Here is a 23,302-nt window from a genome sequence, read left to right on the forward strand (position 1 = left end):
CCCTGGCCTCGAACCCGCCGTACGCCATGAAATACGAACCCCGTAACCGACAGCCCCCCTTGGTGCTGATCGCCGAAGATGAGAGCGAGATCGCCGACATCCTCGGTGCCTACCTGGCCCGTTCGGGCCTGCGCAGCGCACGCGCCGCCGACGGCGAGGCGGCGCTTGCCAGCCACCGCCAGCTGCGCCCGGACCTGGTACTGCTGGATGTGCAGATGCCCAAGCTGGATGGCTGGCAGGTGCTGAGCGAACTGCGGCGTCGCGGCAACACGCCGGTGATCATGCTCACCGCGCTCGACCAGGACGTGGACAAGCTGACCGGCCTGCGTGTGGGCGCTGACGACTACGTGGCCAAACCATTCAATCCCGCTGAGATCGCTGCACGCATCCAGGCCGTGCTGCGCCGCAGTGCCCGCAGCGTGGCCGAAGAACCCACCGGGCTGATCCGCCAGGGCCCGTTCGAGATCGACCTGCGCAGCCACGAAGTGACGGTCCGCAACGGCGAGCAGGCGCACGCACTGAACTTCACCCTCACCGAATTCCGGCTGTTGGTGCACATGGCGCGCGCGCCGCGCCAGGTGCATGCGCGGGTGGACCTGCTGCACGCCTGCCTGCCCGAGGGCGATGCGCAGGAGCGCACCGTCGACAGCCATGTCAGCAAGCTGCGGCGCAAGCTCGAGGATGTCGGCGTGATCGGCATTCCCGCCACCATCCGTGGCGTCGGCTACCGCTTCCTGGACTGAATGATGACTGCGAAAGGCAAGAGCATCGGCCGCCAGATCAGCCTGTCGATCACCGTGGCCTCGCTGTGTTCGACGGTGCTGTCGATCAGCGGCTTCTACCTGTTCTACTTCCTGCTGGAGGTGTTCTATCCGCGCTGGTATGACGAGCCGAAGTCCATGATGCCCTCCGGGCTGGAGTGGCTGTGGATCGGCCTGACCGCCACCGTGGTGGTGGCGTTGGCCACCCTGATCGCGTCTCGCCTGACCCGGCGCATCATCACCCCGTTGAATTCGGTGGCCGCAAGCCTGCGTCGCGTGGCCAGCGGTGACCTGGAGGCGCGCGCACGCGGCGGCGACACCTCGATGGCCGAGGCCGCCACGCTGGTCAACGACTTCAATTCCATGGCCGAGCGGCTCAGCCGGATGTCCGAGAACCGTGTGTTCTGGAACGCGGCCATCGCACACGAACTGCGCACGCCGATGACCATCCTGCGTGGCCGCCTGCAAGGCATCGCCGAAGGTGTATTCGAGCCGGGCCCCGAGCAGTTCAACAGCATGCTCACCCAGCTGGAGGGACTGACCCGCATCATCGAGGACCTGCGCGTGGTCAGCCTGGCCGAGAGTGGCCACCTGGATCTGCGCCTGCAACGCAGCGACGTCAGCGTGCAGGTGGCGGCGGTGGTGGAGGCGATGTCCGAGGCGCTGACCGAAAGTGGCTTCTCGGTGAGCCTGGATGCGCGGCCGTCGCTGGCGGACTGCGATCCGGCCCGCATCCGCCAGGCGGTGCTGGCATTGCTGGAGAACGCCCGTCGCCATGCCATCCCCTGCCCGCTGCGGGTGCGCGTCACCCTCGCTGAGGGGCAGTGCGCGGTGGCCGTGGAAGATGGTGGCCCCGGCGTGCCGGACGACCTGCGCGACAGCATTTTCGAAGCCTTCCAGCGCACCGATGTGTCGCGCTCACGGCAGAGTGGGGGCTCAGGTCTCGGCCTGGCGGTCGTGCGTGCGATTGCCGTGGCCCATCACGGAACGGCGCAGTGCCGAGCTACCGAGCGTGGCGGCAGTTCGTTCGAGATCCGCTGGCCGGTGCACGTGCGCCGTTGAGGCCGTAGACGCTGCCCTGGTAGCAGCCCACCTTGGTGGGCACCACGCGCGTGGCTGAACGCCGCCGATTTCTCCACGCAATCTCCATCATCCCTCCATGCCCGCTCCAAAGGGCTGCAGATACTGGGCGCTACCCGGCAGATGGCAGGCATCCGTCCCCTGCCCTGTCCCCGAACCCCCCAGGCATCCCATGCAACACCCCCACGATCCAGCGGCCGCCGCCGGCAGCATCGGCCAGCAGAATGCGGCCGCCACGCTCAAGGCCATCCTGCGCACCTACCCCTGGCAGCTGACCGGCACGTTCTCGCTGGTGGCGCTGGAGAACACCCTGCTGCTGGCCTATCCGTTGTTCGCCGGCTTCGCGGTAGACGCGATCATCAGCGGCAACATCGGCCATGCCATCTCCTATGCCGGCGTGGTACTGCTGTTCTGGCTGGTGGGTGCCGCCCGTCGGGCGGTGGATACGCGCACCTTCACCCGCATCTATGCCGATCTGGCAGTGAGCGTGGTGCAGGCGCAGCGCCGGTTGGGCCAGGCGACGTCCACTTCGGCGGCACGCGTGGTGCTGGCCCGCGAGTTCGTCGACTTCTTTGAAAAGCACGTGCCGATCATCGCCACCGCGCTGGCATCGATGTTCGGTGCAGTGGCCATGCTGCTGGCGATCGAGCCGATGGTCGGTGCCGCTGGCCTGGCCACCCTGCTCGGCGCCCTGCTGGTGCTGCCCTGGTTCGCACGTCGCAACGAGCAGTTGCACGGCCGACTGAACAACCGCCTGGAACACGAAATCCGGCTGGTCGACCGGGTCAGCCCCTCGGTGCTGCGCCGCCACTACACCACGCTGTCGCGCCTGCGCATCCTGCTGTCCGACCGCGAAGCCGGCGCCTATGTGGTGATCGGGCTGGCTGCCGCGGCATTGTTCGCGCTGACCATCGGCCGCCTTGCCACCAGTGAAGGCGTTACACCGGGCCACGTCTACGCGGTGATGACCTACCTGTGGACCTTCGTCGGCAGCCTGGACGATGCGCCTTCAATGGTGGATCAGCTTGCGCGGCTGAAGGATATCGGCCGCCGCGTCAGCCCCGGCATGGACGATGCGGACCACAAGGGCGCCGCTTGACCGGTCGCTGCCCACCTTGGTGGGCACCGATGAAAGCCAGCGCCAACCCAGGTTGGCGGCTGCCCGGCCTGAGCGGCGTTGCTCTGGTAGCTGCCCACCTTGGTGGGCACCGATGGGAGCCAGCGCCAACCAAGGTGGGCGGCTACCGGGCCTGAGCGGTGTTGCCCTGGTAGCTGCCCACCTTGGCGCGCACCGACGGGAGCCAGCGCCAACCAAGGTTGGCGGCTACCAGGGCTGAGCGGTGTTGCCCTGGTAGCTGCCCACCTTGGCGCGCACCGACGGGAGCCAGCGCCAACCAAGGTTGGCGGCTACCAGGGCTGAGCGGTGTTGCTCTGGTAGCTGCCCACCTTGGTGGGCACCGATGGAAGCCAGCGCCAACCCAGGTTGGTGGCTACCAGGCCTGAGCGGTGTTGCTCTGGTAGCTGCCCACCTTGGTGGGCACCGATGGGAGCCAGCGCCAACCCAGGTTGGCGGCTACCGGGATCGATAGATACCCATGCGCCGCTTGGCGCTACAGGAACTCTGCCATGCGCTGCAGCTCGTCGTCCAGCGCGCCACGAAATACCTTGTCGCGGGCCAGCGACTTGCCTGCATAGCCCACGCTCGACACCAACTCACCCTCGCGCACGCTCAAGTTGGCCCAGCCCACCACCTGCTCATGCCACAACACCGGCAGTGCGTAGTAGCCGTACTGGCGTTTCGGTGCAGGCGTGTAGGCCTCGAACTTGTACACCCAATCCCACAACAGCTCGAAGCGGCGGCGGTCCCACACCACCGGGTCGAACGGCGCCAGCAGGCGCACCTGCTCATCCGGTGCATGGCGGCGCGAGCGCGGATTCTCGTCCGCCGGCCAGTACCAGGTGGTGCCTTCCAGCGTGCAGCTGGCCAGTTGTTGCTTGGCCAGCGCCAATGCCTTGCGGGTCTGCTCGGCCAGGTGCGGCGCGCCATAGCCCAGCAGGCGCACCAGATAGGTCAGGCTGGCCGAGGGCAGCGGCGCGTACTTGCGCACCACCAGGTCGATCAGGGCGGCGGCACGTTCGATCTGCGCCTGTTCGCTGGAGTCGGGCTCGGCATGATCGGCCACCGCATAGATGCGCGTACCGCTGTCGCGCCGTTGCACCCGCAGCAGGCCGCGGTAGTGCATGCCATCCAGCAGATGCGTGCTGGCGTTGCTGGTGCCGCCCCAGTAGTTGGTCACCCGCCCATGCGCAAAGGCCTGGTCGACCTCGCGCGGGTGCACGCTGCCACGCTCGCGCACAAAGGCCAGCACGTCGGCCGCACGGCGATGGGTCTCGGCATCCCACTCGCGCTTGGAAACCCGTGGGTGCATCAGCGCCAGATGCTCGCGCGGCAGGAAGCCGTAGTTCACCAGGCAATCCTCTTCCACCGGCAGACGCGTGTAGCGGCGCTCAAGATCGCCCGCGCGGTAGTCCTTCACCCGGTGGCGCAAGGTCAGGTCCTGTGCGCGTGCCGGTGCGCGGATCGGGTCGGCCTGCACGAAGCCCAGCCGCCGGATCGCGGTCAGCAGCGTGGTCGGCTTGAACAAGGTGCGCGCCACCGCGTAGCGGCGAAGGTCATCGAGAGTGGGCGTGGCAGGCATGGCCGCATTGTATTCTCGACACTACGCGATCCGTCCAGTAGAGCCAGGCCACGCCTGGCTGGCGTCATGGTGAACGGCCGCGATCATCCACGCATGGCGTGCATCTACCGAAGCCGCGATACCTCCAGCGAACCGATCACCAGGGCCCGCATGCCCTGCTTGAACTCGGTGATCACCTGCCCTTCTTCGTCATCCGCAATCGCGTAGATGGTGTCGGCACCGGCGATGCAGTAGAACGCGATCGTGGCCAGCAGCCAGCGCGCCTTGTCCACCGGCAGGCCGAACACCTCGGCCACGTGCGCCTGGTGCGAGGCGATCTTTTCCAGCATCGGCGCGGTCGCCACCGTGCGCCGCAGCAGGTAGGGCGGTAGCCCGGGATGCGCCTTCACCACTTCGCACAGCGACTCCACGAACCCCATCAGATAGGCCTCCAGCCCACCCGGTGCGTCGACCGACGCGCGCGGAATCTGCCAGCGCTGGAACACCGCCTCCGCCACTAGGCGCTTCAACGCCTCCAGGTTGGCCACGCGCTTGTACAGCGCTGCCTGGGTCACCGCCAGTTCGGCGGCCACGTTGGCCATGGTCAGGTTGGGCAGGCCCAGGCGGATGCCGATGTCGGCCAGACGCTCCGGGGTGATGGTGGGCGGGCGGCCACGGGTCGGCGCCGTTGGATCGGGGTGCGTGCTCATACGGTGCCTGCTCTTACGGTGCGCGTCCATACCCTGCTGAGGGTGCCAGCAAAGGGACCCTCTTGTCCGCTTCGATTGATTTAGTTTAATTTACTCAACTAATTCGGAAGGCGTCCAGCACGCTGCCCGTGATCGAGCCCATGGCTCACCTCCCGCCAGGTCCCCACCCAGCCAACAACCCTGCGCTGCGCCCTTTCCCCGTGCTTGCCGTCGGCAGCGCGCCAGGCGCGCTCGCGCCTGCGATTCACAGGACTCTGGCATGACCGTTTTCAACTTCACTTCTGCACAGCATCGCGCTGCCGCCGCATCCTCCGGCCTGATGTATTCGCCGGGCATGGTCCGGCGCTACCGGGTGTCCGCCCTCGCGCTGGGGCTGCTGGCCTCGTTCGCCGCGCTGGCCGACGCCGCGCCGTCCACCCTTCCGTCGGTACAGGTGCAGGAACAACGCCGGGTCACTGCAGACTATGCGGGCGGGCAAGTGGCTGCCGGCAGCCGCGTCGGCCTGCTCGGCGACAAGGATTTCATGGACACGCCGTTCAATACGATCAGCTACACCGAGTCCTTCATCCGCGATCGCCAGGCCAAGGACCTGACCGACGTCATTGCCGCCACCGACCCCACGGTGTTCAGCAACGGCGTCACCGGTGCATGGAGCGAGAACTACGCGATCCGCGGCTTTGCCTCCAACACCAGCGACACCACCTTCAATGGCCTCAGCGGCATGGCGCCCTACTACCGCACCTCGCCGGAAATGTTCGAGCGCATCGAGGTGCTGAAGGGACCGTCTGCGCTGCTCAACGGCATGCCGCCGGGCGGCTCGGTCGGTGGCAGCGTCAACCTGGTGCCCAAGCGCGCAAGCGAGCAACCGCTGCTGCGGGTCAGTGCCAACTTCGCCTCCGATGCGCAGTTCGGCACTCACGTGGATATGGGCCGTCGCCTCGGCGCCGACAGGCAGTTCGGCATCCGCTTCAACGGTGCCTACCGTGATGGTGACGGCGCCGTCGGCAAGCAGCGCAAGAAGGTACAGCTCGGTTCGCTGGCACTGGACTGGCGCGGCGAACGTATGCGGCTGTCGGCCGATCTGTACAGCGCCGACGACCGCGTTGACGGCCCGGCACGGGGCGTCGGCCTGGCACCGGGCGTGGCCATTCCGCGCCCGCCACGCGGCGATACGCTGATCAACCCGGATTGGGCCTACGTGGACAGCCAGGACAAGGGCGCGATGGTGCGCGGAGAACTGGATGTCAACGATAGCCTGATGGCCTACCTCGCGTACGGCACCAGCAGGACCGACTACCGCTACAACGGTTCGATCAGCGCGCAGATCCTCAATCCAGCCGGCAACTTCACCACGGTGATCGGCCAGCTCGCCTTCGACATCAGGAAGCAGTCCGCAGATGCCGGCCTGCGCGGTTCCTTCCACACCGGCAACGTCGGCCACCAGTGGGCCGCCAACGTGACCCACTACCAGCACACCCAGAACGACTACGGCCGGCGCAGCGTACCCGGCTGGGACTGGACCACCAATCTGTACAACCCAGTGTGGGGCCCGGCGGCGCCGTTCGTGGCACCGCACATCTCGCATACCGAGCTGACGCTGGACAGCCTCGGCTTCGCCGACACCCTCGCCTTCGCCGATGACCGCGTGCAGCTGACGCTGGGCGTGCGCCGCCAGCAGGTGGTCAGCGAGACCTTCAACGTGTCCACGGGTGCACGCACCTCGCGCTACGACGAGAGCGCCACCACGCCGGCAGCGGCCCTGCTGGTGAAAGCCACCGACGCGATCTCCCTCTACACCAACTACATCGAAGGCCTCAGCCAGGGCGCCACCGCGCCGATGACCGCCGCCAATGCCGGCGATGTGTTCGCACCGTTCCGCACCAGGCAGAAGGAGCTGGGCCTGAAGCTGGACCTGGGCAGCTTCGCGCACACCTTCAGCGTGTACGAGATCAAGCGACCGAACAGCTACACCGACCCGGTCACGAATATCTTCTCGTTTGGCGGCGAGCAACGTAACCGGGGCGTGGAATGGGGCTTCTTCGGCGCACCGCTGGATGGCGTGCGCCTGCTCGGCGGCGTGGCCTACGTACAGCCGAAGCTGACCCGCACGGCCGGTGGCGTGAATGAAGGACGCATCGCCACCGCCGTGGCGCAGCGGCAGGCCAAGCTGGGCGTGGAATGGGATGTGCCGACCTTGCAGGGCCTGACCCTGACCGGCAATGCCACGGCGATGTCGAGGCAGTACATCAGTGCCGACAATAGCCTGTCGGTGCCGGGGCGTACGTTGTTCGACGTGGGGGCGCGCTACAGCACCACCGTGGAGGGTCGATCGCTTGCGCTGCGGGCCAGCGTGAACAACGTGACCAACAAGTCGTATTGGGGCATGCCGTTGTTGTCGAGCCTGGCGCTGGGTGCACCGAGGACGGTGCTGGTGTCGGCAACGATGGATTTCTAAGCTGGCGTGGAACCCCTGTAGAGCCGAGCCATGCTCGGCTCCGTTTCGTCCGCTGAGCCGAGCATAGGCTCGGCTCTACAGGACGTCGGGCAATCCGCGAACGGCATCCACGCATGGCGTGGATCTACGTGTCATTCCGGATGCAGGCGATAGATGGCGTGGCTGGTCAACGCCAATGCCGCCAGCTTCAGCCCTTCCATTACGCGATCGCCCACGTACTGTTCCGGGCCGCCATTCTGGCGGGCGCGTTCGGCCGCCAGCAGGATCTCCTGCACGATACGCAGCCCGGCCAGTGCACCGTCGGCGTCGGCCAACGTCAGGCAGCGGCCTGGCAGCTGGTGGCGCTCGGGCCAGGGCTGGCCGTCGGCAGCCGCGCCCAACCCGATGCGATGCAGCAGGGCCGTCAGGTTGTTGGGATCGGGCAGGATGTCGTGCCCCTCATCGGCATTGGCCGGGGCGCGCTGATGGGGAAACTCCGATGCGTTCATGGCAGGTCTCCGTGCAAGGCATGCGGGACCACCACCCTTAACAATCAAGGCGGCGGACGGTGCGTGGCTGGAATCCGGTGGTTGCGTGAAGACAGTCCGGTAGGCACGCTTGCGCGCGCCTCCACGCACCGCCCGCCATAAGGCGCGGACGGGTTGTCAGCCGGCGCCGCACAAGGCGACGCCGGCTGACAAGCGCGAACAACACAACCAGCGGGGATTCCAGCCCCCGGCCATCCTTTTTCGATGGCACCCCATCATGTGCACAACGGGGTGGCAGGCGCCAACAACCCAAGTGCAAAGACAGCAACGTTCACGCAGTGGCCGCATTGTCGCATATCGACAATCGAGCCGAAGATTCAACAACTTGCGCCACGCCAACGGCGGCGTTCCCCGCCCGCATCGGCACCACGCGTTCCTTGACCGCATCCGGCTTTCAAGACGCGCGACACGCCAGTTCCGACATTACACAAGCAGATGGGCAATCAACGCCAGCACCGCCAGATGTCCCACGTAGTACCCATAGAACATCCAGCGCCAGCGCGGCAGTTGCCACGGCACCCGCGTCGCCAGCACGACCACCGGAACGGCCAGCAGTGCCCAGCCGTTGTGGTTGGCCCAGCACGCCGCCGCAAGCGCGACCAGCAGCGGCCACCACGCCCGATGTCGGAACGCGATCCAGGCCAGCAACACGGCGCCAACGCCGGCCCACTGGTAGTCCACGAACATCGGCAGCACACCGGCAGCCAGCAACAGCAGCACAGGCCGATGGCTCGCAAGCGCATGCACGGCCACCACCGCCAGGGTGAAGGTGAGCAGGATGTTGAGCGGCAGCCAGGAACCGAACGCGAAGGCGTGCAACGGCTGCGCGATCAGCCCCCATAGCGCCAGCCGGCGGATCGATTTGCGCAGGTCGGCGCCCGGCTGGGCCAGGTTGCAGGCCATCACCAGCGCGAACAGCGGGAAGGCGATACGCCCCAGTTCGCTGACCACCGGCACGTAGCCCCCGAAGACCACCTTGGCCACGTGGTCGCCGGTCATGGCCAGCAGCGCGATCCACTTCAACAGCTCGCGCGCGCCGCTGCCGAGGCTGAGGTTGAACGTGGACGTCCCGGTCGTGGTCGCTTGCATCGCGGAAGCTTATGCGCATCGGCCAGCGCATTTCCAGCGCCGCGCAGGAGCCTGCCACTGCAAGCCGTAGATGGCGGCGCTATGCTGGCCGCCCCTGCTTGTGAGACACCCGCCATGCGCACCCTGTACCCGGCCATCGAGCCCTACCGCGAATTCGCCCTGCCGGTGAGCGATCTGCACACGCTGCATATCGAAGAGTGCGGCACGCCGGAGGGCATTCCGGTGGTGTACCTGCACGGTGGCCCGGGCGCCGGTATCTCGCCGACCCATCGGCGCTTCTTCGACCCGGCGCGCTACCGCATCGTGCTGATCGACCAGCGCGGCAGCGGCCGTTCCACGCCGTTCGGCGAGCTGCGCGACAACACCACGCAGGACCTGGTGGCGGACATCGAAAAGGTGCGTGAGCACCTGGGCATCGAGCGCTGGCTGGTCTATGGCGGCTCCTGGGGCTCCACGCTGTCGCTGGCCTACGCGCAGGCGCATCCGGAACGCGCCACCGGCCTGATCGTGCGTGGCGTGTTCCTCGGTCGTGAGATCGAGAACCGCTGGTTCGCCGAGGCCGATGGCGGTGCGCGCTGGATCTTCCCGGAGCGCTGGGACCGCTACGAGGCTTATATCCCGGAAGCCGAGCGTGGCGACATGATCGCGGCCTACTGGGCGCGCATGGATGGCCCGGATCAAGCAACCCGTATTGAAGCCGCGCAGGCCTGGTTGGGCTGGGAAGACAATGCGGCCACCCTGCAGCACGACGTGGATGCGCAATCCACCGATGATCCGCTGGATACCCTGGCGAAGGCCCGCATCGAAGCGCACTACTTCCGCAACGGCATCTTCCTGGAGCCGGACCAGCTGCTGCGCAACATCGATCGCATCCGCCACCTGCCCGGCGTGATCGTGCAGGGGCGCTACGACATCATCTGCCCGCCGCGCAGCGCGTGGGACCTGGCCAAGGCTTGGCCGGAAGCGCGCCTGGAGATGGTGACCTCCGGCCACAGCGCCAACGAGCCGGCCACGGTCGATGCGCTGGTGCGGGCGACGGATGCCTTTGCCGACCGGTTCTGAACGCCTGGGATAGTGCCGGCCGCTGGCCGGCACCCCGCAACACACTCCCGCGTGCGACTACGGGTTGGCGTCAAACACCACGGTCATGTTGCCCTCCCAATGCGAGCCTGGCGCCTTCAGCATCTCTGTTACGGCGTCCCGCCCTGCGGTGAACCGCAAGGTCGACCGCCGCTGCATCAGATAGCCATCCGGTGTGAAGCGCGGCGCCTGTGCGTCGTCGGGCGACAGCGGTGTATCCTGCGCCGGGCGCCCATCGCGCAGATTGCGCATGCCGGGCAGGGTGACGTCCACATCCACCGGTACAACCTCCCCAAGCGCGTGGTTGCGAATGCCGCAGCGATTGCCTGCGTCGTGCTCACAGCGCAGCTTCATGCTGAAGTCCATCGAGCTGGTCAGATGGAATGGCAGCTCCTGATAGAGGCGTGTCGGGGCACGGCCCTGATCGGTCCACTGCGCCCAACCTGCCTCCGGCGCCAGGTGCACCTGCGGATTGTCGCTGGGGAACCGTACCTGGAACTGGTGCGACACCGTGAAGCGGAACTTCAACGTGATCGGCTCGGTCGTGACGTCATCACCAAAGTCGATATCGCTGCCCGCGCCTCCCGCACTGTAGGTCAATTCTCCTTCATACACACCGTCGTTCAGCGACAATGGCGACGGCGCGGTTATGAGAAGGCCCAGACCAATCCAGGGCATCGCATAGTTGGCCGGCTGTGATAGCGGGTTATCTCCCTGAGAGTTGCACGGCTGCGGCATCTCAGGATTCTTCACTGTCCAGCCGAACCTGATATATGACCCGTAGCTGACGGTTTGAACGTAGCTGCATCCTCCACGCACCGTTCGAGTGAACACTGGATTGGTAACGCCTCCCGGTGTCATTTGACCACTGACGGTAGCAATCGTGATGCGGACCTCCGCTTCGCCACCCGTGGTGGTGTTTTGCAACATGACGTTGCGAGGGGCAGGCAAGCCAAGATAGAAGCGCTTGCGGACGTCGCCGTTATACTCGTAGGTCTTGTTCCACGACATCGGGACATCGACAGAGTAGGCACCATCCTCCGTGCAGAATTCTGGACGCCACGAACAGTAGATGCCAGGCGGCGTCGTGTTCCGGAAGACCATCCGGCCCGGGTCCAGGGCTGACGGGGCAAACTCTGCCGTGACCAGCACTTCTGCCGCACATGCACTTGCGGCCGCGCCAAGCCCAATCACGACCAGCCCTGCGCCTCGCAGCGCCGCCATCAGCGAGCGGATTCTCATTTCGTATGCTCCTCGGTTCTCGCGATCGACGGCGGGCATCCCGTCGCCCCCACCATCAACACATCTCCTTCCCTGGGGTAGCGCCCCTCCTCCATCGTCAGCGTGCAGCTGACCAGGTTGGGGTAGCGCAACTCCACCACCGGCGCACGGGCGCTCAGTTCAAGGGTAAAGAATCCATCCTCCTGGCTGACGCTGCGGCCGGCGTGGTTGATCACCTGCACGCCGCGCACACCGTTGCCGTCTGCATCCAGTACCTGGCCCATGACGGTGAAGGTGCGCAGCACGTCCAGCGTGGCATGCATCACGCCCCCCTTGTTGAGGTGATAGCTGACGACCGAGGGCTGCAGCGTTGCCGACGGCGCATGCCGCCCCTGGAAGTCGAACTGCACGTGGCCTGCGCGATACGCGGCCACCGGAACGAAGTTGCGGCCCGGGCGCAGCGCAACGCCGCCGCCGTGGCTGTCGTCCGCACGCAGGGCAAGATCGGGATAATCGCTGCGGACATCGACAATCAGCCCGGTGTCGGCGCTTCTGCCGCGCCCCTGCCCCAGCACGGCGGCGCGCCCACCGCCAATGACCACGGTGCTGTCGAGGTTGGCGGTGCCGCTGATGCGGCCCGACGCCGCGCCGCGGTAGACCTGCATGTCACCCTCCACAAACGCGCCCTGCAGCGAGGCACCCGCGCCTGCGCCCAGCCCGCCGCGTTCGGCGGTGACCGTGCCATTCACGCTCTGCAGTACGGCGCCGTCCACGCGCTGTGTGGAGGAGGCGGTCACATAGGTATCGCGGCGACCGGCATCGCCGGTGCGGCTGCCCAGGCTGCCGCTGTAGCTGCGTCGATCGCTGCCCAGCGAGACGCTCACCGTCAGGTCGATCCCGCGTTGCCGCCGATAGCCCGTGTAGCGGGCGCCGGGGCGGTCATAGGCGGAAACGCGCCAGTTGACATCGTGCTTGCCGAACACCGTCTCCCGGCGCCCGTAAGAGACATCGATGCCGGTCCCGCGGGTGAAGCCCGAACTGCGGGCCACGCGCAGGCTGGCAGTATCACGGTGCCCGAGGCGATGCGTGATCGAGACGGCCGTCGTGTCCTGCCAGCCGCCGCGGGTCTCCCAGCGTGGGGCGCCGCTGTCGTCTGCCACGACGCGCTCGCGCTGCTCCACCCAACCGCGCGCATGGTTGGCCACCACCGAGCCGGCACGATAGCGGTACAGGCCCTGCAGGTCCACGCCGCGCCCGGCGTCGCTGGAGGTATAGACATTGGTGTACGTGCTGAAGCGGTCACTGGCCTGCCAGTCCATCGACACACCCGCCGCATGCCGCGCGCCGATCCGCTGCACGGTGGCCCCGGCCACCGCACGGGAATGCAACAGGTAATTGACCACGGCACCGGCCGCGGCGCCGCCCTCGCGGGCGCTTCCGGCGCTGGCCAGCAACCCGCGCTGCTGCCCTGCGAACGCGCTGTAGCGCCACCGCCGGCTGGGATCCTGCCAGCGGCTGGGCTTGTGGATGGAGGCGCTTTCGCGGGACGCTTCGCGGCCGTCCTGGACCACCCGCAGTTCCACATCGTAGATCCCGCCGGGTAGCCGGCGCGTATCGATTTCCTGGATGCCGGGTTTGACGGCCTGCGTGGACAGCAGGTTCCCGTCACGATAGATCTCCACCACGCCTTCGCCACTGGCGGTGACATAGACGGGATAGACACTGGGGCTTCGCGTATCGGCCAGCAGTACGTCCGAGGATCCGAACATCAGGCCCAGCGCCGTATCGTTCTGCGTACCCGGTGCCCGGGGCTGGCGCACAATGCCCTCGAAGGTGGGCAGGAAGTAGCCGGCGCGAACGAAATGATCGCCCAGTTCGCGCTGGGCATACAGGGCACTGAGGTAGTGCTCGCTGCTGCCGGGCTGGGCGTAGTACTGGTAGCTGCCAACCGTGCTCCAGTGGCCGGCACTGCCGCGCAGTTCAGCGCTGTAGCGCACGGTGGCCTGCTGTTCCTGGCCGCCGTGCACGGCAAGACTGTTGCGCACGATCAGCCCCCGGCTGCCCGCGTCCGGCAAGGCGATGTGGCGCCCCTCCTTCTGCGCGCCGGCAGGCGTCAGTACACTCAGCAGCGAGTTGGACAGACTGTAGTGCAGCGCTGCCATGCCCCGGCACTGATGCCTACATACGCCCAGCGCCATCGGTTCAGCGAGTTGCTCGCCCCAACGGGCACGCTCGGTCTGTGCCAACCGGCTTTCGTGGCTGTCGCCAAAGCCGATCACCTGCACCCGGTTGTCTTCGTGCAGCAGAACCTCGGCGTCACCCAGATACTGCCCATCCAGCTCCACGCGCACGGTGAGCGGGTTGCCAAACAGGTGCTCGCGGAATTCGGCCGGCATGCGTTCGCGCTGCTGCAGCAGGCTGGGCAGCTCGCCCGGCGCGAGGCCGGCCGCCTGCGTTGACGTGGCAAGGACCACGGCACCGATCGCGGTCGCGAGCTGGGCCAGGCGGAATCGACGTTGGTTGGAGGACGAGAGCATGGGCGCTGTTCCGGCGTCCCCGCCGCGTCATTGGATGCGACGGGGCGCCTGAAAGGACTCAGGGAGTGATGTCGCTTTCGAAGATCATGTGGAACTGGCCACCGTAGCTGCCCTGCTTGTAGCCACCCGACGGCGCGGTCGGCGCGATGGCGAAGGCCAGCGACTTGCCCGCGGCGGCCTGGGCCGCGTTGGCAACGGTGATCTTGGCGGCGGCGGTTGCCGGAACCTCCACGTTGTCCAGCTTCACCACCAGGTCCACGACGTCTGCGGCCGACGCCATCTGTGCCGGCGACGTCAGGTAGGCGGTGATGGCAGCCGGCGACTTGATGTTGATGACGCGCCCGGTCAGTTCGCCCAGCGTTTCGCGCGCGGTGTCCCACGGCAGGTTCTGCGGCAGGCCTTCCCAGCCGTCAGGCGTGGACACCTGCAGGCCAGCGGTGTTCGGGACGTCGGCGGTCACGTTGACGGTGATCGACTTGGATTCGGTGGCTGCCAGGCTGACAGCCGGTGCGATGAGGGCTGCTGCGGCTGCAGCCAGGGCGTACTTCTTCAGGGACATGAAAATGCTCCGGGATCGGTGGATGGATACGATGGGATACGACGCCAGGACGAAGACACAGCCTCCCCGCCGGGCGCCTGGCGAACCCGGTGGGGACGTTGCAGAAAGGGGAGATGGGCGGACGATCAGCGGCGCGAGTCGATACTGCGCCGGTCGTCGCCCTCCCTCAGGTCGTAGCGGGCGAACCGGCTGTCGTCGGCCTGCAGCGCATAGGTTCGCCCGGGCCGGACATGGACGATGATGCCGGGCGTGCAGGCATCCGGACTGCTTCGCTCGCAGTACCGCAGGTTGTCCAGCACCACCGTGGCGTTGCCACCGTTGTGCACGTGACCGTCCTGCACACGGGTGTCATAGCGCGTGTTCCGCGGTGCCACGAACAGGATGGTGCCGTAGCCGGTGAACACGCGAACTGCCGAAGTCAGCCCGGTGATCTCCTGCACCTGCGCATCGCTGAGTGAGAATTCCTCGGCGCTGGGCACCACCGGAATGAAGCGGAGCCGGTAGTAGCGCTCCTCATCACGGTCACCGCGATAGACCAGGCGCGTCGCCTGTTGGCCGTTGGCGGCAATGATCAGGCGGCTGGGGCTGGCGATCACCCCGTGCGCGCCAGGTGCATTGCGTACCAGCGCCACGGTGTCCACTGGCGTTTCGACAACCTTGCCGTCTGCATCGAAGTGCATCTGGGTGACCTCAACGCGCACGTATGCGGTCACATCACCGGTATTGCGTATGCGCTTGAGCAGGTTGCTGTGCGCGGGCGCAAGATGATCGAACAGGAGACCCACGTTGATCTGTGGTGTCGTGGCATGAGCGCTGCTGGCGAACAGGGCCAGCAGGAGGAGAAGGAGTGCGCGTTGCATGACGAACCCGCGGGGAGAGGCGAGCGGTTAGTTTCACGGCAGATTTACAATCAGGCCATGCAACAACTTGCAAAAAGGTCAGATATTTCCGACCTCGCAAAGTGGCTCCGCCCAGGTCAACCCGGAAATCCTGTCCGCGCACTCGGCCGCGGCGGTCTGGCCCGTTGCACATCGCGACGGCACGCCCTGGAACAGCATCGGCGGCTGGCACACGCATGGGGCGTGCGGGTGAACGGGCGCCCACCGCCATCTGGCGACCCGGTCGGTTCTTCGCAGCTCGCTTACAGATCCGGGCCGAATATCCGGCCGTGGCCATCCAGACCCATGGCCCGCGTCCCCACTTCTGGAGCCTGTTATGACCGGTATTCGCTACGTTCCTGCTGTCCTCGTCATCACCATCGGCCTGCTGCTGGGCGCCTGTTCCAGAACCCAGGAGGCGAGCAAGGCCACCGCCGCCGAGGACGTCACCGAAGTGAAGCTGATACCGCCGTATGAGTCGCTGGACAAGAACAAGGACGGCATCGTCACGCTGGCCGAAGTGGATGCCGTGGCACCCGACTGGGCCGAGCGCCTGCATGCCTGCGATACCGACCGTGACAAGACGTTGACCCGTGGCGAGTACGACGTCTGCAAGCAGACCAGCGGCGCGCATTGACCCACCACTGAACCCTCGATCGGCACCGCATACGCCCGGCTATACCAAGGTATAGCCGGGCTAACCCACGGGCCTCTAGGACTACCCCATTCAGGGGCGGACAATAGCGCCACTGGCCAGGGCAACCCTGGCTGGCACCCTCCCCTCATGGAGACGCAGATGGACCCCGACCCTGCCGGGCGCACCGCGCCCCGGATGACCGCCTGTTGCCTGTTCCTGGCGCCTGCCCGCCGGTCCCTGCCTGCCTGAGTGACGGGGGATCGCCAGGCGCCGCCTGCCTGGAGATCACCCCCATGTCCTACAAGATCCTCTACATCACCCTGCGCCGCCTGATTGGCGAGCGCGATGTTGCCGCCCTGCGCAGCCAGCTGCTGCAGCACGGCCCGGTCATGTTCGCCCGTTCGCTGTCGCTCGGTTCGCCGCGCGTGGTGGCCGACGCGCTGTCGCTGCTGCCGATCAGCGAGCGGATCACCGTGCTGCGCCATCTGCCCTACCCGCTGCGCGATGCGATGAAGCCGCTATGCATCGGCGGCAGCCAGCGCCTGCACATGCAGCCGTGGTCGCCGGCGGTGCTGGCGATGCGCCACGCCTGATCTGTCTCACCCATTCCGTTCGTGTTCCGGCTGCGGCCGGCTCTGACATTCGAGGAGCGTCCCATGAGCCTGCTCAACGCCTGGTTCAACGCCTTCCTGCGCAGCCGTCGCGCAGGCAACCTGTTCCGCCGTCGTGCGATGCCCGAAGCCGGCTTTGGCCCGGGCAGCGCCGAAGCGGCGCCGTTCGCGCTTACCACCGGCCTGATCACCCTTGCCCAGCAGGAAGAAGCCGAGCTGCTGGCCACGCTGGAGTCGCATGCCGATGGCCTGAGCCCGCATGAAGCCGAGGAGCGGCTGGCCACGCTCGGCCCCAACGAGGTGGATCACGAAAAGCCGCTGCCGTGGTGGCGGCACCTGTGGCAGTGCTACCGCAATCCGTTCAACCTGCTGCTGACCGTACTGGCGGCGGTGTCCTGGCTGACCGAGGACATCAAGGCCACGATCGTGATTGGTGCGATGGTACTGCTGTCCACGCTGATCCGCTTCGTGCAGGAGGGCCGCTCCAACCGTGCCGCCGAGCGGCTGAAGGCGCTGGTCGGCAACACCGCGCGCGTGCTGCGCCGCAATCCGGGCACCGAGGCCGCCGATGTGGCCGACCAGTACTTCGGCGCCCACCTGCACAGCCGTCGTCCGGCTCGCCTGCTGGACCTGCCGATCCGTGAGCTGGTGCCCGGTGACCACATCGTGCTGTCGGCCGGTGACATGATTCCGGCCGATTGCCGCGTACTGACCGCCAAGGACCTGTTCGTGGCGCAGGCCGCAATGACCGGCGAGTCGCTGCCGGTGGAAAAGTTCGCGCACCCCGGCGACGGCCTGGCTGGCCTGCTGGAGCAGCACAACCTACTGTTCATGGGCACCAACGTGGTGTCAGGCACCGCCACCGCCGTGGTGCTGGCCACCGGCAACCGCACCTACTTCGGCACGCTGGCCCAGCGCAGCACCGCCACCGACCGTGCGCCCACCGCGTTCCAGGCCGGCGTCAACAGTGTCAGCTGGCTGTTGATCCGCTTCGCGCTGGTGATGGTGCCGTTCGTCCTGCTGATCAACGGCTGGACCAAGGGCGACTGGACCGAGGCGTTCCTGTTCGCGCTGTCGGTGGCGGTGGGCTTGACGCCGGAAATGCTGCCGATGATCGTCACCTCCACCCTGGCCAAGGGCGCGGTGCTGCTGTCGCGGCGCAAGGTGATCGTCAAGCGCCTGGATGCGATCCAGAACTTCGGCGCGATGGAAGTGCTGTGCACCGACAAGACCGGCACGCTCACCCAGGACAGGATCGCGCTGGAGCGCCACACCGATGTGTTCGGTCACGATTCGGAAGACGTGCTGAAGTTCGCTTACCTCAACAGCCACTTCCAGACCGGGCTGATCAACCTGCTGGACCGCGCGGTGCTGGAGCACGTGGAGCTGCAGAGTTCGCTGCGGCTGTCGCAGGACTACCACAAGGTGGACGAGATTCCGTTCGACTTCGAGCGCCGCCGCATGTCGGTGGTGGTGTCCGAGCGCGAGGACCACCATGAGCTGATCTGCAAGGGCGCGGTGGAAGAGATGCTGGCGGTGTGCAGCACCGTGCGCGAGAACGGCCAGGACGTGCCACTGGACGAGCGCCGCCTGGCGCGGGTGCGGCAGACCACCGAGGAACTGAACGAACAGGGCCTGCGCGTGGTGGCGGTGGCGATGAAGGAGACCGCGGCCAGTCAGAGCGCCTACTCGCAAGCGGACGAGTGCGGTTTGACCCTGGTCGGCTACGTGGCCTTCCTGGACCCGCCGAAGGAGTCGGCTGCGCAGGCGCTGCAGGCGCTGGCCGCACACGGTGTCGAGGTCAAGGTCTTCACTGGCGACAACGAACTGGTGACCGCCCGTGTCTGCGCACAGGTGGGGCTGGACGCGGACACCATCCTGACCGGCCCGCAGATCGAGCGCATGGACGACGGCGCGCTGTCGCGGGCGCTGCACCACCATCGCGTGTTCGCCCGGCTGACGCCGCTGCACAAGGAGCGGCTGGTACGCGAGCTGCGGGCGCAGGGCAAGGTGGTCGGCTTCCTCGGTGACGGCATCAACGATGCGCCGGCGCTGCGCGCAGCCGATATCGGCATCAGCGTGGACAGCGCGGTGGACATCGCCAAGGAGGCGGCCGACATCATCCTGCTGGAAAAGAACCTGATGGTGCTGGAGGAAGGCGTCATCCAGGGCCGGCGCACGTTCAACAACATGCTGAAGTACATCCGCATGACCGCCAGCTCCAACTTCGGCAATGTGTTCTCGGTGCTGGTGGCCTCGGCCTTCCTGCCGTTCCTGCCGATGCTGCCGCTGCAGCTGCTGGTGCAGAACCTGCTGTATGACATCTCGCAGATCGCCATTCCGTTCGACAACGTGGATGAGGAACTGGTACGCAAGCCGCTGAAGTGGAACCCGGCGGACATCGGCCGCTTCATGGTGTTCTTCGGGCCGATCAGCTCGCTCTTCGACCTGAGCTGTTTCGCGCTGATGTGGTACGTGTTCGATGCACGCACGCCGGCCGACCAGGGCCTGTTCCAGTCCGGCTGGTTCGTGGTCGGCCTGCTGACCCAGACCCTGATCGTGCACATGATCCGCACGCCGAAGGTGCCGTTCCTGCAGAGCATCGCCGCGCCGCCACTGCTGCTGATGACCGGCCTGATCATGGCCATCGGCGTGGCCCTGCCGATGAGCCCGCTGGCCGGCTACTTCAAGCTTCAGGCCCTGCCGGCCGGCTACTGGCCGTTCCTGGTGGCGATCCTGTTCGGCTATGCGGTGCTGACCACCGCGCTGAAGAAGTTCTACATCCGTCGTTACGGCTGGCAGTAAGCGCCCGCCGCTTTGTCCAGGGAGAAACACAATGGACATCAATCCGAACCTGCCGGCGTTCAACGCCGGCGCAACCCTGAGTTCGCTGATCAGCCTGTCGGTGGCGTTCGTGCTGGGCACGGTCATCGGCCTGGAGCGGCAGCTGCGGCAACGCACCGCCGGCCTGCGTACCAATACGCTGGTGGCGGTGGGTGCGGCAGTGTTCGTCGATCTGGCGGTGCGCTTCCATGACCTGTACGGCGGACCACCGTCGCCGCTGCATGTGGTGGCCTATGTGATCTCCGGCGTCGGCTTCCTCGGCGCCGGCGCGATCATGAAGGACGGCGCGCAGGTGTCCGGCCTGAACACCGCCGCCACCCTGTGGGGATCGGCGGCGGTGGGAGCCTGCGCGGGTATCAAGCTGCTGCCGGAAGCGGTGCTGGCCGCCGTCTTCGTGCTGGCCGCCAATACCCTGCTGCGGCCGGTGGTGAACCGCATCCAGCGGCAGCCGCTGCCGGAAGCGTTCAGCGAGGCGACCTATGCGATCAACGTGGTCTGCCAGCGCGAGCAGCAGGCCGAGGTGCTGGACCAGCTGTTGCTGCTGCTTGAGCAGGCGCAGTACCCGGTGCGCGCGGTGGACCAGCGCCCGTTCGGTGAGCGCGATGTGGAGATCGAAGCGGTGCTGTATGCCACCACGGTGGATGCCGGCGAACTGGACGCCGTACTTGCGACGCTGGCGACCACGCCCGGTGTGCTGCAGGGATTCTGGAACGCCAGCCTGGAGGAGTAGTGCCGGCCACTGGCCAGCAACACCGTGCACCGCTTTGGTAGGTGCCGACCTTGGTCGGCAGAGAACCTTCAGAGACCGTGTCCATCCCTGCGGTAGTGCCGGCCGCTGGCCGGCAACCTCATGAGCTCCGGCAACACCGTGCAGTTGCCGGCCAGCGGCCGGCACTACCAGGCATCGTTCTGGCTTGTGCCGACCAACGGTCGGCACCCACAGCACAAGAGCCTGCCGACCAGGATCGGCATCTGCCGATGGCGGCTTTGCTATCCTTTCACCCCACGCCAGGGAGCCTCCCGATGCCATCGCTGTCGCCCCGCCGCCCGCTGGTGCTGCTGGCCCTGATCGTCGTGATGGCGGCGATCTTCCTGATCGACACCATCACCGACTACGCGGTTGCTGCTGCCTGCTTCTACGCAGCGGTCATCCTCGCGGCATCGCGCGTGCTGGGTGCGCGCGGGCTGATCTCCCTGGCCATCGCCTGCATCGCGCTGACCGGGCTGAGTTTCTTCCTGACCCGCTTCGGCACCTACCGCATCGGCCTGGTCAATTCGGTGATCGGCATGCTGGTGATCGGCATCACCACCTACCTCGCCCTGAACATGGAAGCGGCCAAGGCCGCCGTGCAGGAAGCGCAGGGTCGCCTGCTGCGGGTAGCGCGCGCCTCCACCGTGGGCGAACTCACCACCTCCATCGCCCATGAAGTGAACCAGCCGCTAGCGGCCATCGCTAGCAGCGCCGAAGCCTGCCAACGCTGGCTGGCGCAGGACCCGCCGAACGTGGACAAGGCCCGACAGACCGTAGCCCGCATCCTGGCAGACGCGCACCGCGCCGGTGACGTGATCGCCCGCATCCGCGGCCTGACCCAGGGCGCGGCACCGGAACGGCGCGCCTTCGACCTGAACCAGGCGGTGGAGGAAATGCTGGCGTTGTCGCGCAGCGAACTGGACCAGCATGGCGTGGCCGTGGCCCTGCTGCTGGACGCCGACCTGCCGCCGGTGCAGGCCGATCGCGTACAGGTGCAGCAGGTGATCGGCAACCTGATCCTCAATGCGGTGGATGCAATGGAAGCCGTACCCGCAGGCGACCGGCGTCTGTCGCTGCTGACCCGGCGTGAGGGCCAACGGGTCAGCCTCAGCGTACGCGATCGTGGCGTCGGCCTGCCCGCCGACCATCCCGAGCGCGTGTTCGACGCGTTCTGGACCACCAAGTCGCACGGGTTGGGGCTGGGCCTCAGCCTGAGCCGCTCGATGATCGAGGCCAACGACGGCCAGATCCGCGCCGAACGACCGGCAGGCGGCGGTGCCTGCTTCGTCTTCGACCTGCCCGTCGCCACGGATGTCCACCATGCGTAAGCCCACTGCACCCATCGCCGATCCGGCGCCCATTGTCTATGTGGTCGACGACGATCCGTCGGTGCGCGCGGCGCTGGAAGACCTGCTGGCCTCGATGGGCCTGCAGGTGCGGGCCTTCGCCTCCACCCAGGCCTTCCTCGAACACGACCTGGAAGACGCGCCGGCCTGCCTGGTGCTGGACGTGCGCATGCCCGGCCAGAGCGGTCTTGAATTCCATCGCACGATGGGCAGCCATGGCCTGCAGCTCCCCGTGGTGTTCATCACCGGCCACGGCGACATCGCGATGGGTGTCAACGCGATCAAGGACGGTGCCATCGAATTCCTGACCAAGCCCTTTCGCGACCAGGAACTGCTGGATGCGATCCACAAGGGCATCGAGATCGACCGCCAGCGCCGCCGCGAGGGCGAGGCGCTCGATGCCCTGCAGCAGCGCTGGAACACGCTCAACGCGGGTGAGCGCGAGGTGGTCGATGGCGTGGTGCGTGGCCGCCTCAACAAGCAGATCGCCGGCGACCTCGGCGTCAGCGAGATCACGGTGAAGGTGCGCCGCGCGCAGGTGATGCGCAAGATGGGCGCGCGCACCCTGGTCGACCTGGTGCGCATGTACGACCGCCTGCAGGCGGGGACGCCATGAACGTCCACGTCGCCTTGCTGCGCGCGGTCAACGTCGGCGGCACCGGCAGGCTGCCGATGCGCGAACTGGTGGCGATGTGCGAGGACGCAGGCTTCGCCGATGTCCGCACGTACATCGCCAGCGGCAATGTGGTGTTGCGCAGCTCGCTCGACGAGGCGGGCGTGCGCCAGGCCCTCGGCCAGCGGCTCCAGGAATATGCCGGCAAGCCGGTAGGCGTACTGGTGCGTTCGGCCAGCGAGATCGCAGGCGTGGTGGCACGCAATCCGTTTCCGGATGCCGCCGGCAACCGTGTGGTCGCCCTGTTCCTCGACGGCAGCCTGCCTGCCGACCCGCTTGATGGCGTGACCGGCCGGCGCGACGAACAGCTTGCACTCGGCACGCGCGAGATCTTCATCCACTACGGCGCCGGCATGGCCGACTCGCGCCTGCGCATTCCCGGCTCGGCACAGGGCACGGCGCGCAATCTCAATACCGTCGCCCGGCTCGCGGCGATGGCAGCGGAACTCCGCTAGATCTCGTCCGGCAGGCTGTAGACCAGCCGGTAGTCATGGCGGCCCTCGCTGATGGTGATCTCCAGCGTGCCGCTCAGGCCGAGCAGTCCTTCACTGCCCGAATCGGGCACCACCACAACGCTCAGCTCCGGCCTGCCCCGGGTCATCAGTCCGTTGTGCTGCAGGGTGAACCCACCCTGGCGCCCGGCCAGCGTGGCCGTTACCCGCTCCATCGCCACGTAGCCGGCCGAGCCCTGCACCGGCGTGCGGAAGGCCAGCATCTGGCCGACGCTGCTGCCGTGCAGGTCGCCGGCGAAGGTCTTGTTGATCGACATCACCGCAATTGGGCCATCATTGCCACCGATCGGCCGCAGATCCACTTCAAACGTACCGTGTGCTTCGCCCTGCATCCTGCTCTCCCCTCTGGTCGG

Annotated in this window: 21 protein-coding genes; 12 read left to right on the plus strand and 9 right to left on the minus strand. The window is 67.0% G+C overall.

The window, feature by feature from the left end; translation table 11 throughout:
• Window positions 1-26: 26 nt before the first annotated feature.
• The 3 genes from AC5P7A_RS15240 (at window position 27) to AC5P7A_RS15250 (ending at window position 2,940) form a co-directional block, all read left to right on the plus strand.
• A complete protein-coding gene (locus AC5P7A_RS15240; RefSeq protein ID WP_495220310.1) occupies window positions 27-743 on the plus strand; it encodes a response regulator in 717 nt (238 codons plus the stop codon).
• A 3-nt stretch (window positions 744-746) separates the two neighbouring features.
• Window positions 747-1,823, plus strand: a complete 1,077-nt coding sequence (locus AC5P7A_RS15245) for an ATP-binding protein (protein ID WP_495220291.1) — start codon at window positions 747-749, stop codon at window positions 1,821-1,823.
• 190 nt (window positions 1,824-2,013) lie between these two features.
• A complete protein-coding gene (locus tag AC5P7A_RS15250; protein WP_111206928.1) occupies window positions 2,014-2,940 on the plus strand; it encodes an ABC transporter six-transmembrane domain-containing protein in 927 nt (308 codons plus the stop codon).
• Between the two features lie 511 nt (window positions 2,941-3,451).
• Here AC5P7A_RS15250 and AC5P7A_RS15255 read toward each other — a convergent pair.
• Both AC5P7A_RS15255 and AC5P7A_RS15260 read right to left on the minus strand, forming a co-directional pair.
• Complete coding sequence (locus AC5P7A_RS15255) at window positions 3,452-4,540, minus strand: DNA glycosylase AlkZ-like family protein (RefSeq protein ID WP_049406620.1); 1,089 nt, start codon at window positions 4,538-4,540, stop codon at window positions 3,452-3,454.
• A gap of 104 nt (window positions 4,541-4,644) precedes the next feature.
• Entirely contained in the window at window positions 4,645-5,229 is a 585-nt protein-coding gene (locus AC5P7A_RS15260; protein WP_014647283.1) for a TetR/AcrR family transcriptional regulator, read from the minus strand.
• Window positions 5,230-5,488: 259 nt separating this feature from the next.
• Here AC5P7A_RS15260 and AC5P7A_RS15265 point away from each other — a divergent pair, with 259 nt between their 5' ends.
• Window positions 5,489-7,684 carry a TonB-dependent receptor gene (locus AC5P7A_RS15265; RefSeq protein ID WP_495220292.1) on the plus strand — a complete coding sequence of 732 codons (2,196 nt, stop codon included), beginning with the start codon at window positions 5,489-5,491 and terminating at the stop codon, window positions 7,682-7,684.
• A 131-nt stretch (window positions 7,685-7,815) separates the two neighbouring features.
• Here the strand turns inward: AC5P7A_RS15265 and AC5P7A_RS15270 are convergent, their stop codons facing one another.
• Window positions 7,816-8,172: a hypothetical protein gene (locus tag AC5P7A_RS15270; RefSeq protein ID WP_495220293.1), complete on the minus strand. Its 357-nt coding sequence runs from the start codon at window positions 8,170-8,172 to the stop codon at window positions 7,816-7,818.
• Between the two features lie 462 nt (window positions 8,173-8,634).
• The gene (locus AC5P7A_RS15275; RefSeq protein ID WP_495220294.1) at window positions 8,635-9,300 is read right to left on the minus strand and encodes a TraX family protein; all 666 of its coding nucleotides are present in this window, start codon (window positions 9,298-9,300) and stop codon (window positions 8,635-8,637) included.
• A 114-nt stretch (window positions 9,301-9,414) separates the two neighbouring features.
• On the opposite strand from AC5P7A_RS15275, the gene pip reads away from it, so the two are divergent.
• Complete coding sequence (gene pip / locus AC5P7A_RS15280) at window positions 9,415-10,362, plus strand: prolyl aminopeptidase (RefSeq protein WP_495220295.1); 948 nt, start codon at window positions 9,415-9,417, stop codon at window positions 10,360-10,362.
• Window positions 10,363-10,419: 57 nt separating this feature from the next.
• On the opposite strand, the gene AC5P7A_RS15285 is transcribed toward pip, so the two are convergent.
• The 4 genes from AC5P7A_RS15285 to AC5P7A_RS15300 all read right to left on the minus strand — a co-directional run bounded on the left by AC5P7A_RS15285 (window position 10,420) and on the right by AC5P7A_RS15300 (window position 15,557).
• Window positions 10,420-11,622 carry a hypothetical protein gene (locus tag AC5P7A_RS15285; protein WP_197604659.1) on the minus strand — a complete coding sequence of 401 codons (1,203 nt, stop codon included), beginning with the start codon at window positions 11,620-11,622 and terminating at the stop codon, window positions 10,420-10,422.
• Complete coding sequence (locus AC5P7A_RS15290; protein ID WP_495220296.1) at window positions 11,619-14,138, minus strand: TcfC E-set like domain-containing protein; 2,520 nt, start codon at window positions 14,136-14,138, stop codon at window positions 11,619-11,621. Before AC5P7A_RS15290 ends, AC5P7A_RS15285 begins: the two co-directional genes overlap by 4 nt.
• A 58-nt stretch (window positions 14,139-14,196) precedes the next feature.
• Complete coding sequence (locus AC5P7A_RS15295; RefSeq protein ID WP_046430838.1) at window positions 14,197-14,697, minus strand: CS1 type fimbrial major subunit; 501 nt, start codon at window positions 14,695-14,697, stop codon at window positions 14,197-14,199.
• Between the two features lie 125 nt (window positions 14,698-14,822).
• The gene (locus AC5P7A_RS15300; protein WP_111206280.1) at window positions 14,823-15,557 is read right to left on the minus strand and encodes a CS1 fimbrial subunit B flags: Precursor; all 735 of its coding nucleotides are present in this window, start codon (window positions 15,555-15,557) and stop codon (window positions 14,823-14,825) included.
• Between the two features lie 355 nt (window positions 15,558-15,912).
• On the opposite strand from AC5P7A_RS15300, the gene AC5P7A_RS15305 reads away from it, so the two are divergent.
• The 7 genes from AC5P7A_RS15305 (at window position 15,913) to AC5P7A_RS15335 (ending at window position 22,892) form a co-directional block, all read left to right on the plus strand.
• Window positions 15,913-16,212 (plus strand): EF-hand domain-containing protein, encoded by a 300-nt coding sequence (locus AC5P7A_RS15305; protein ID WP_049439579.1) that lies wholly within the window; start codon window positions 15,913-15,915, stop codon window positions 16,210-16,212.
• 293 nt (window positions 16,213-16,505) lie between these two features.
• A complete protein-coding gene (locus AC5P7A_RS15310; RefSeq protein ID WP_005413574.1) occupies window positions 16,506-16,805 on the plus strand; it encodes a hypothetical protein in 300 nt (99 codons plus the stop codon).
• 63 nt (window positions 16,806-16,868) lie between these two features.
• Entirely contained in the window at window positions 16,869-19,628 is a 2,760-nt protein-coding gene (gene mgtA / locus AC5P7A_RS15315; protein WP_495220297.1) for a magnesium-translocating P-type ATPase, read from the plus strand.
• 31 nt (window positions 19,629-19,659) lie between these two features.
• Window positions 19,660-20,397, plus strand: coding sequence for an MgtC/SapB family protein (locus AC5P7A_RS15320; RefSeq protein WP_005416700.1), 738 nt, complete (start codon window positions 19,660-19,662; stop codon window positions 20,395-20,397).
• Window positions 20,398-20,690: 293 nt separating this feature from the next.
• On the plus strand, window positions 20,691-21,746 hold the full coding sequence (locus tag AC5P7A_RS15325; protein WP_481443040.1) for a sensor histidine kinase: 1,056 nt from the start codon (window positions 20,691-20,693) through the stop codon (window positions 21,744-21,746).
• A complete protein-coding gene (locus AC5P7A_RS15330) occupies window positions 21,739-22,380 on the plus strand; it encodes a response regulator transcription factor (protein ID WP_014647295.1) in 642 nt (213 codons plus the stop codon). Before AC5P7A_RS15325 ends, AC5P7A_RS15330 begins: the two co-directional genes overlap by 8 nt.
• Complete coding sequence (locus AC5P7A_RS15335; RefSeq protein ID WP_014647296.1) at window positions 22,377-22,892, plus strand: DUF1697 domain-containing protein; 516 nt, start codon at window positions 22,377-22,379, stop codon at window positions 22,890-22,892. The genes AC5P7A_RS15330 and AC5P7A_RS15335 overlap by 4 nt, the downstream gene beginning before the upstream one ends.
• Here the strand turns inward: AC5P7A_RS15335 and AC5P7A_RS15340 are convergent.
• On the minus strand, window positions 22,889-23,281 hold the full coding sequence (locus AC5P7A_RS15340; protein WP_126412339.1) for a DUF3224 domain-containing protein: 393 nt from the start codon (window positions 23,279-23,281) through the stop codon (window positions 22,889-22,891). The two genes, AC5P7A_RS15335 and AC5P7A_RS15340, sit on opposite strands and share 4 nt — an antisense overlap.
• Between the last annotated feature and the right edge of the window lie 21 nt (window positions 23,282-23,302).

This window comes from Stenotrophomonas sp. YJH_SMC_65, from assembly GCF_059369475.1.

Coding starts and splice junctions, on each gene's coding strand:
- AC5P7A_RS15295 (WP_046430838.1), bottom strand. CDS start 14,697: ATGTCCCTGAAGAAGTACGCCCTGGCTGCAGCCGCAGCAGCCCTCATC.
- AC5P7A_RS15260 (WP_014647283.1), bottom strand. CDS start 5,229: ATGAGCACGCACCCCGATCCAACGGCGCCGACCCGTGGCCGCCCGCCC.
- AC5P7A_RS15275 (WP_495220294.1), bottom strand. CDS start 9,300: ATGCAAGCGACCACGACCGGGACGTCCACGTTCAACCTCAGCCTCGGC.
- AC5P7A_RS15245 (WP_495220291.1), top strand. CDS start 747: ATGACTGCGAAAGGCAAGAGCATCGGCCGCCAGATCAGCCTGTCGATC.
- mgtA (WP_495220297.1), top strand. CDS start 16,869: ATGAGCCTGCTCAACGCCTGGTTCAACGCCTTCCTGCGCAGCCGTCGC.
- AC5P7A_RS15320 (WP_005416700.1), top strand. CDS start 19,660: ATGGACATCAATCCGAACCTGCCGGCGTTCAACGCCGGCGCAACCCTG.
- AC5P7A_RS15305 (WP_049439579.1), top strand. CDS start 15,913: ATGACCGGTATTCGCTACGTTCCTGCTGTCCTCGTCATCACCATCGGC.
- AC5P7A_RS15270 (WP_495220293.1), bottom strand. CDS start 8,172: ATGAACGCATCGGAGTTTCCCCATCAGCGCGCCCCGGCCAATGCCGAT.
- AC5P7A_RS15285 (WP_197604659.1), bottom strand. CDS start 11,622: ATGAGAATCCGCTCGCTGATGGCGGCGCTGCGAGGCGCAGGGCTGGTC.
- AC5P7A_RS15300 (WP_111206280.1), bottom strand. CDS start 15,557: ATGCAACGCGCACTCCTTCTCCTCCTGCTGGCCCTGTTCGCCAGCAGC.
- pip (WP_495220295.1), top strand. CDS start 9,415: ATGCGCACCCTGTACCCGGCCATCGAGCCCTACCGCGAATTCGCCCTG.
- AC5P7A_RS15240 (WP_495220310.1), top strand. CDS start 27: ATGAAATACGAACCCCGTAACCGACAGCCCCCCTTGGTGCTGATCGCC.
- AC5P7A_RS15340 (WP_126412339.1), bottom strand. CDS start 23,281: ATGCAGGGCGAAGCACACGGTACGTTTGAAGTGGATCTGCGGCCGATC.
- AC5P7A_RS15265 (WP_495220292.1), top strand. CDS start 5,489: ATGACCGTTTTCAACTTCACTTCTGCACAGCATCGCGCTGCCGCCGCA.
- AC5P7A_RS15255 (WP_049406620.1), bottom strand. CDS start 4,540: ATGCCTGCCACGCCCACTCTCGATGACCTTCGCCGCTACGCGGTGGCG.
- AC5P7A_RS15310 (WP_005413574.1), top strand. CDS start 16,506: ATGTCCTACAAGATCCTCTACATCACCCTGCGCCGCCTGATTGGCGAG.
- AC5P7A_RS15250 (WP_111206928.1), top strand. CDS start 2,014: ATGCAACACCCCCACGATCCAGCGGCCGCCGCCGGCAGCATCGGCCAG.
- AC5P7A_RS15335 (WP_014647296.1), top strand. CDS start 22,377: ATGAACGTCCACGTCGCCTTGCTGCGCGCGGTCAACGTCGGCGGCACC.
- AC5P7A_RS15325 (WP_481443040.1), top strand. CDS start 20,691: ATGCCATCGCTGTCGCCCCGCCGCCCGCTGGTGCTGCTGGCCCTGATC.
- AC5P7A_RS15290 (WP_495220296.1), bottom strand. CDS start 14,138: ATGCTCTCGTCCTCCAACCAACGTCGATTCCGCCTGGCCCAGCTCGCG.
- AC5P7A_RS15330 (WP_014647295.1), top strand. CDS start 21,739: ATGCGTAAGCCCACTGCACCCATCGCCGATCCGGCGCCCATTGTCTAT.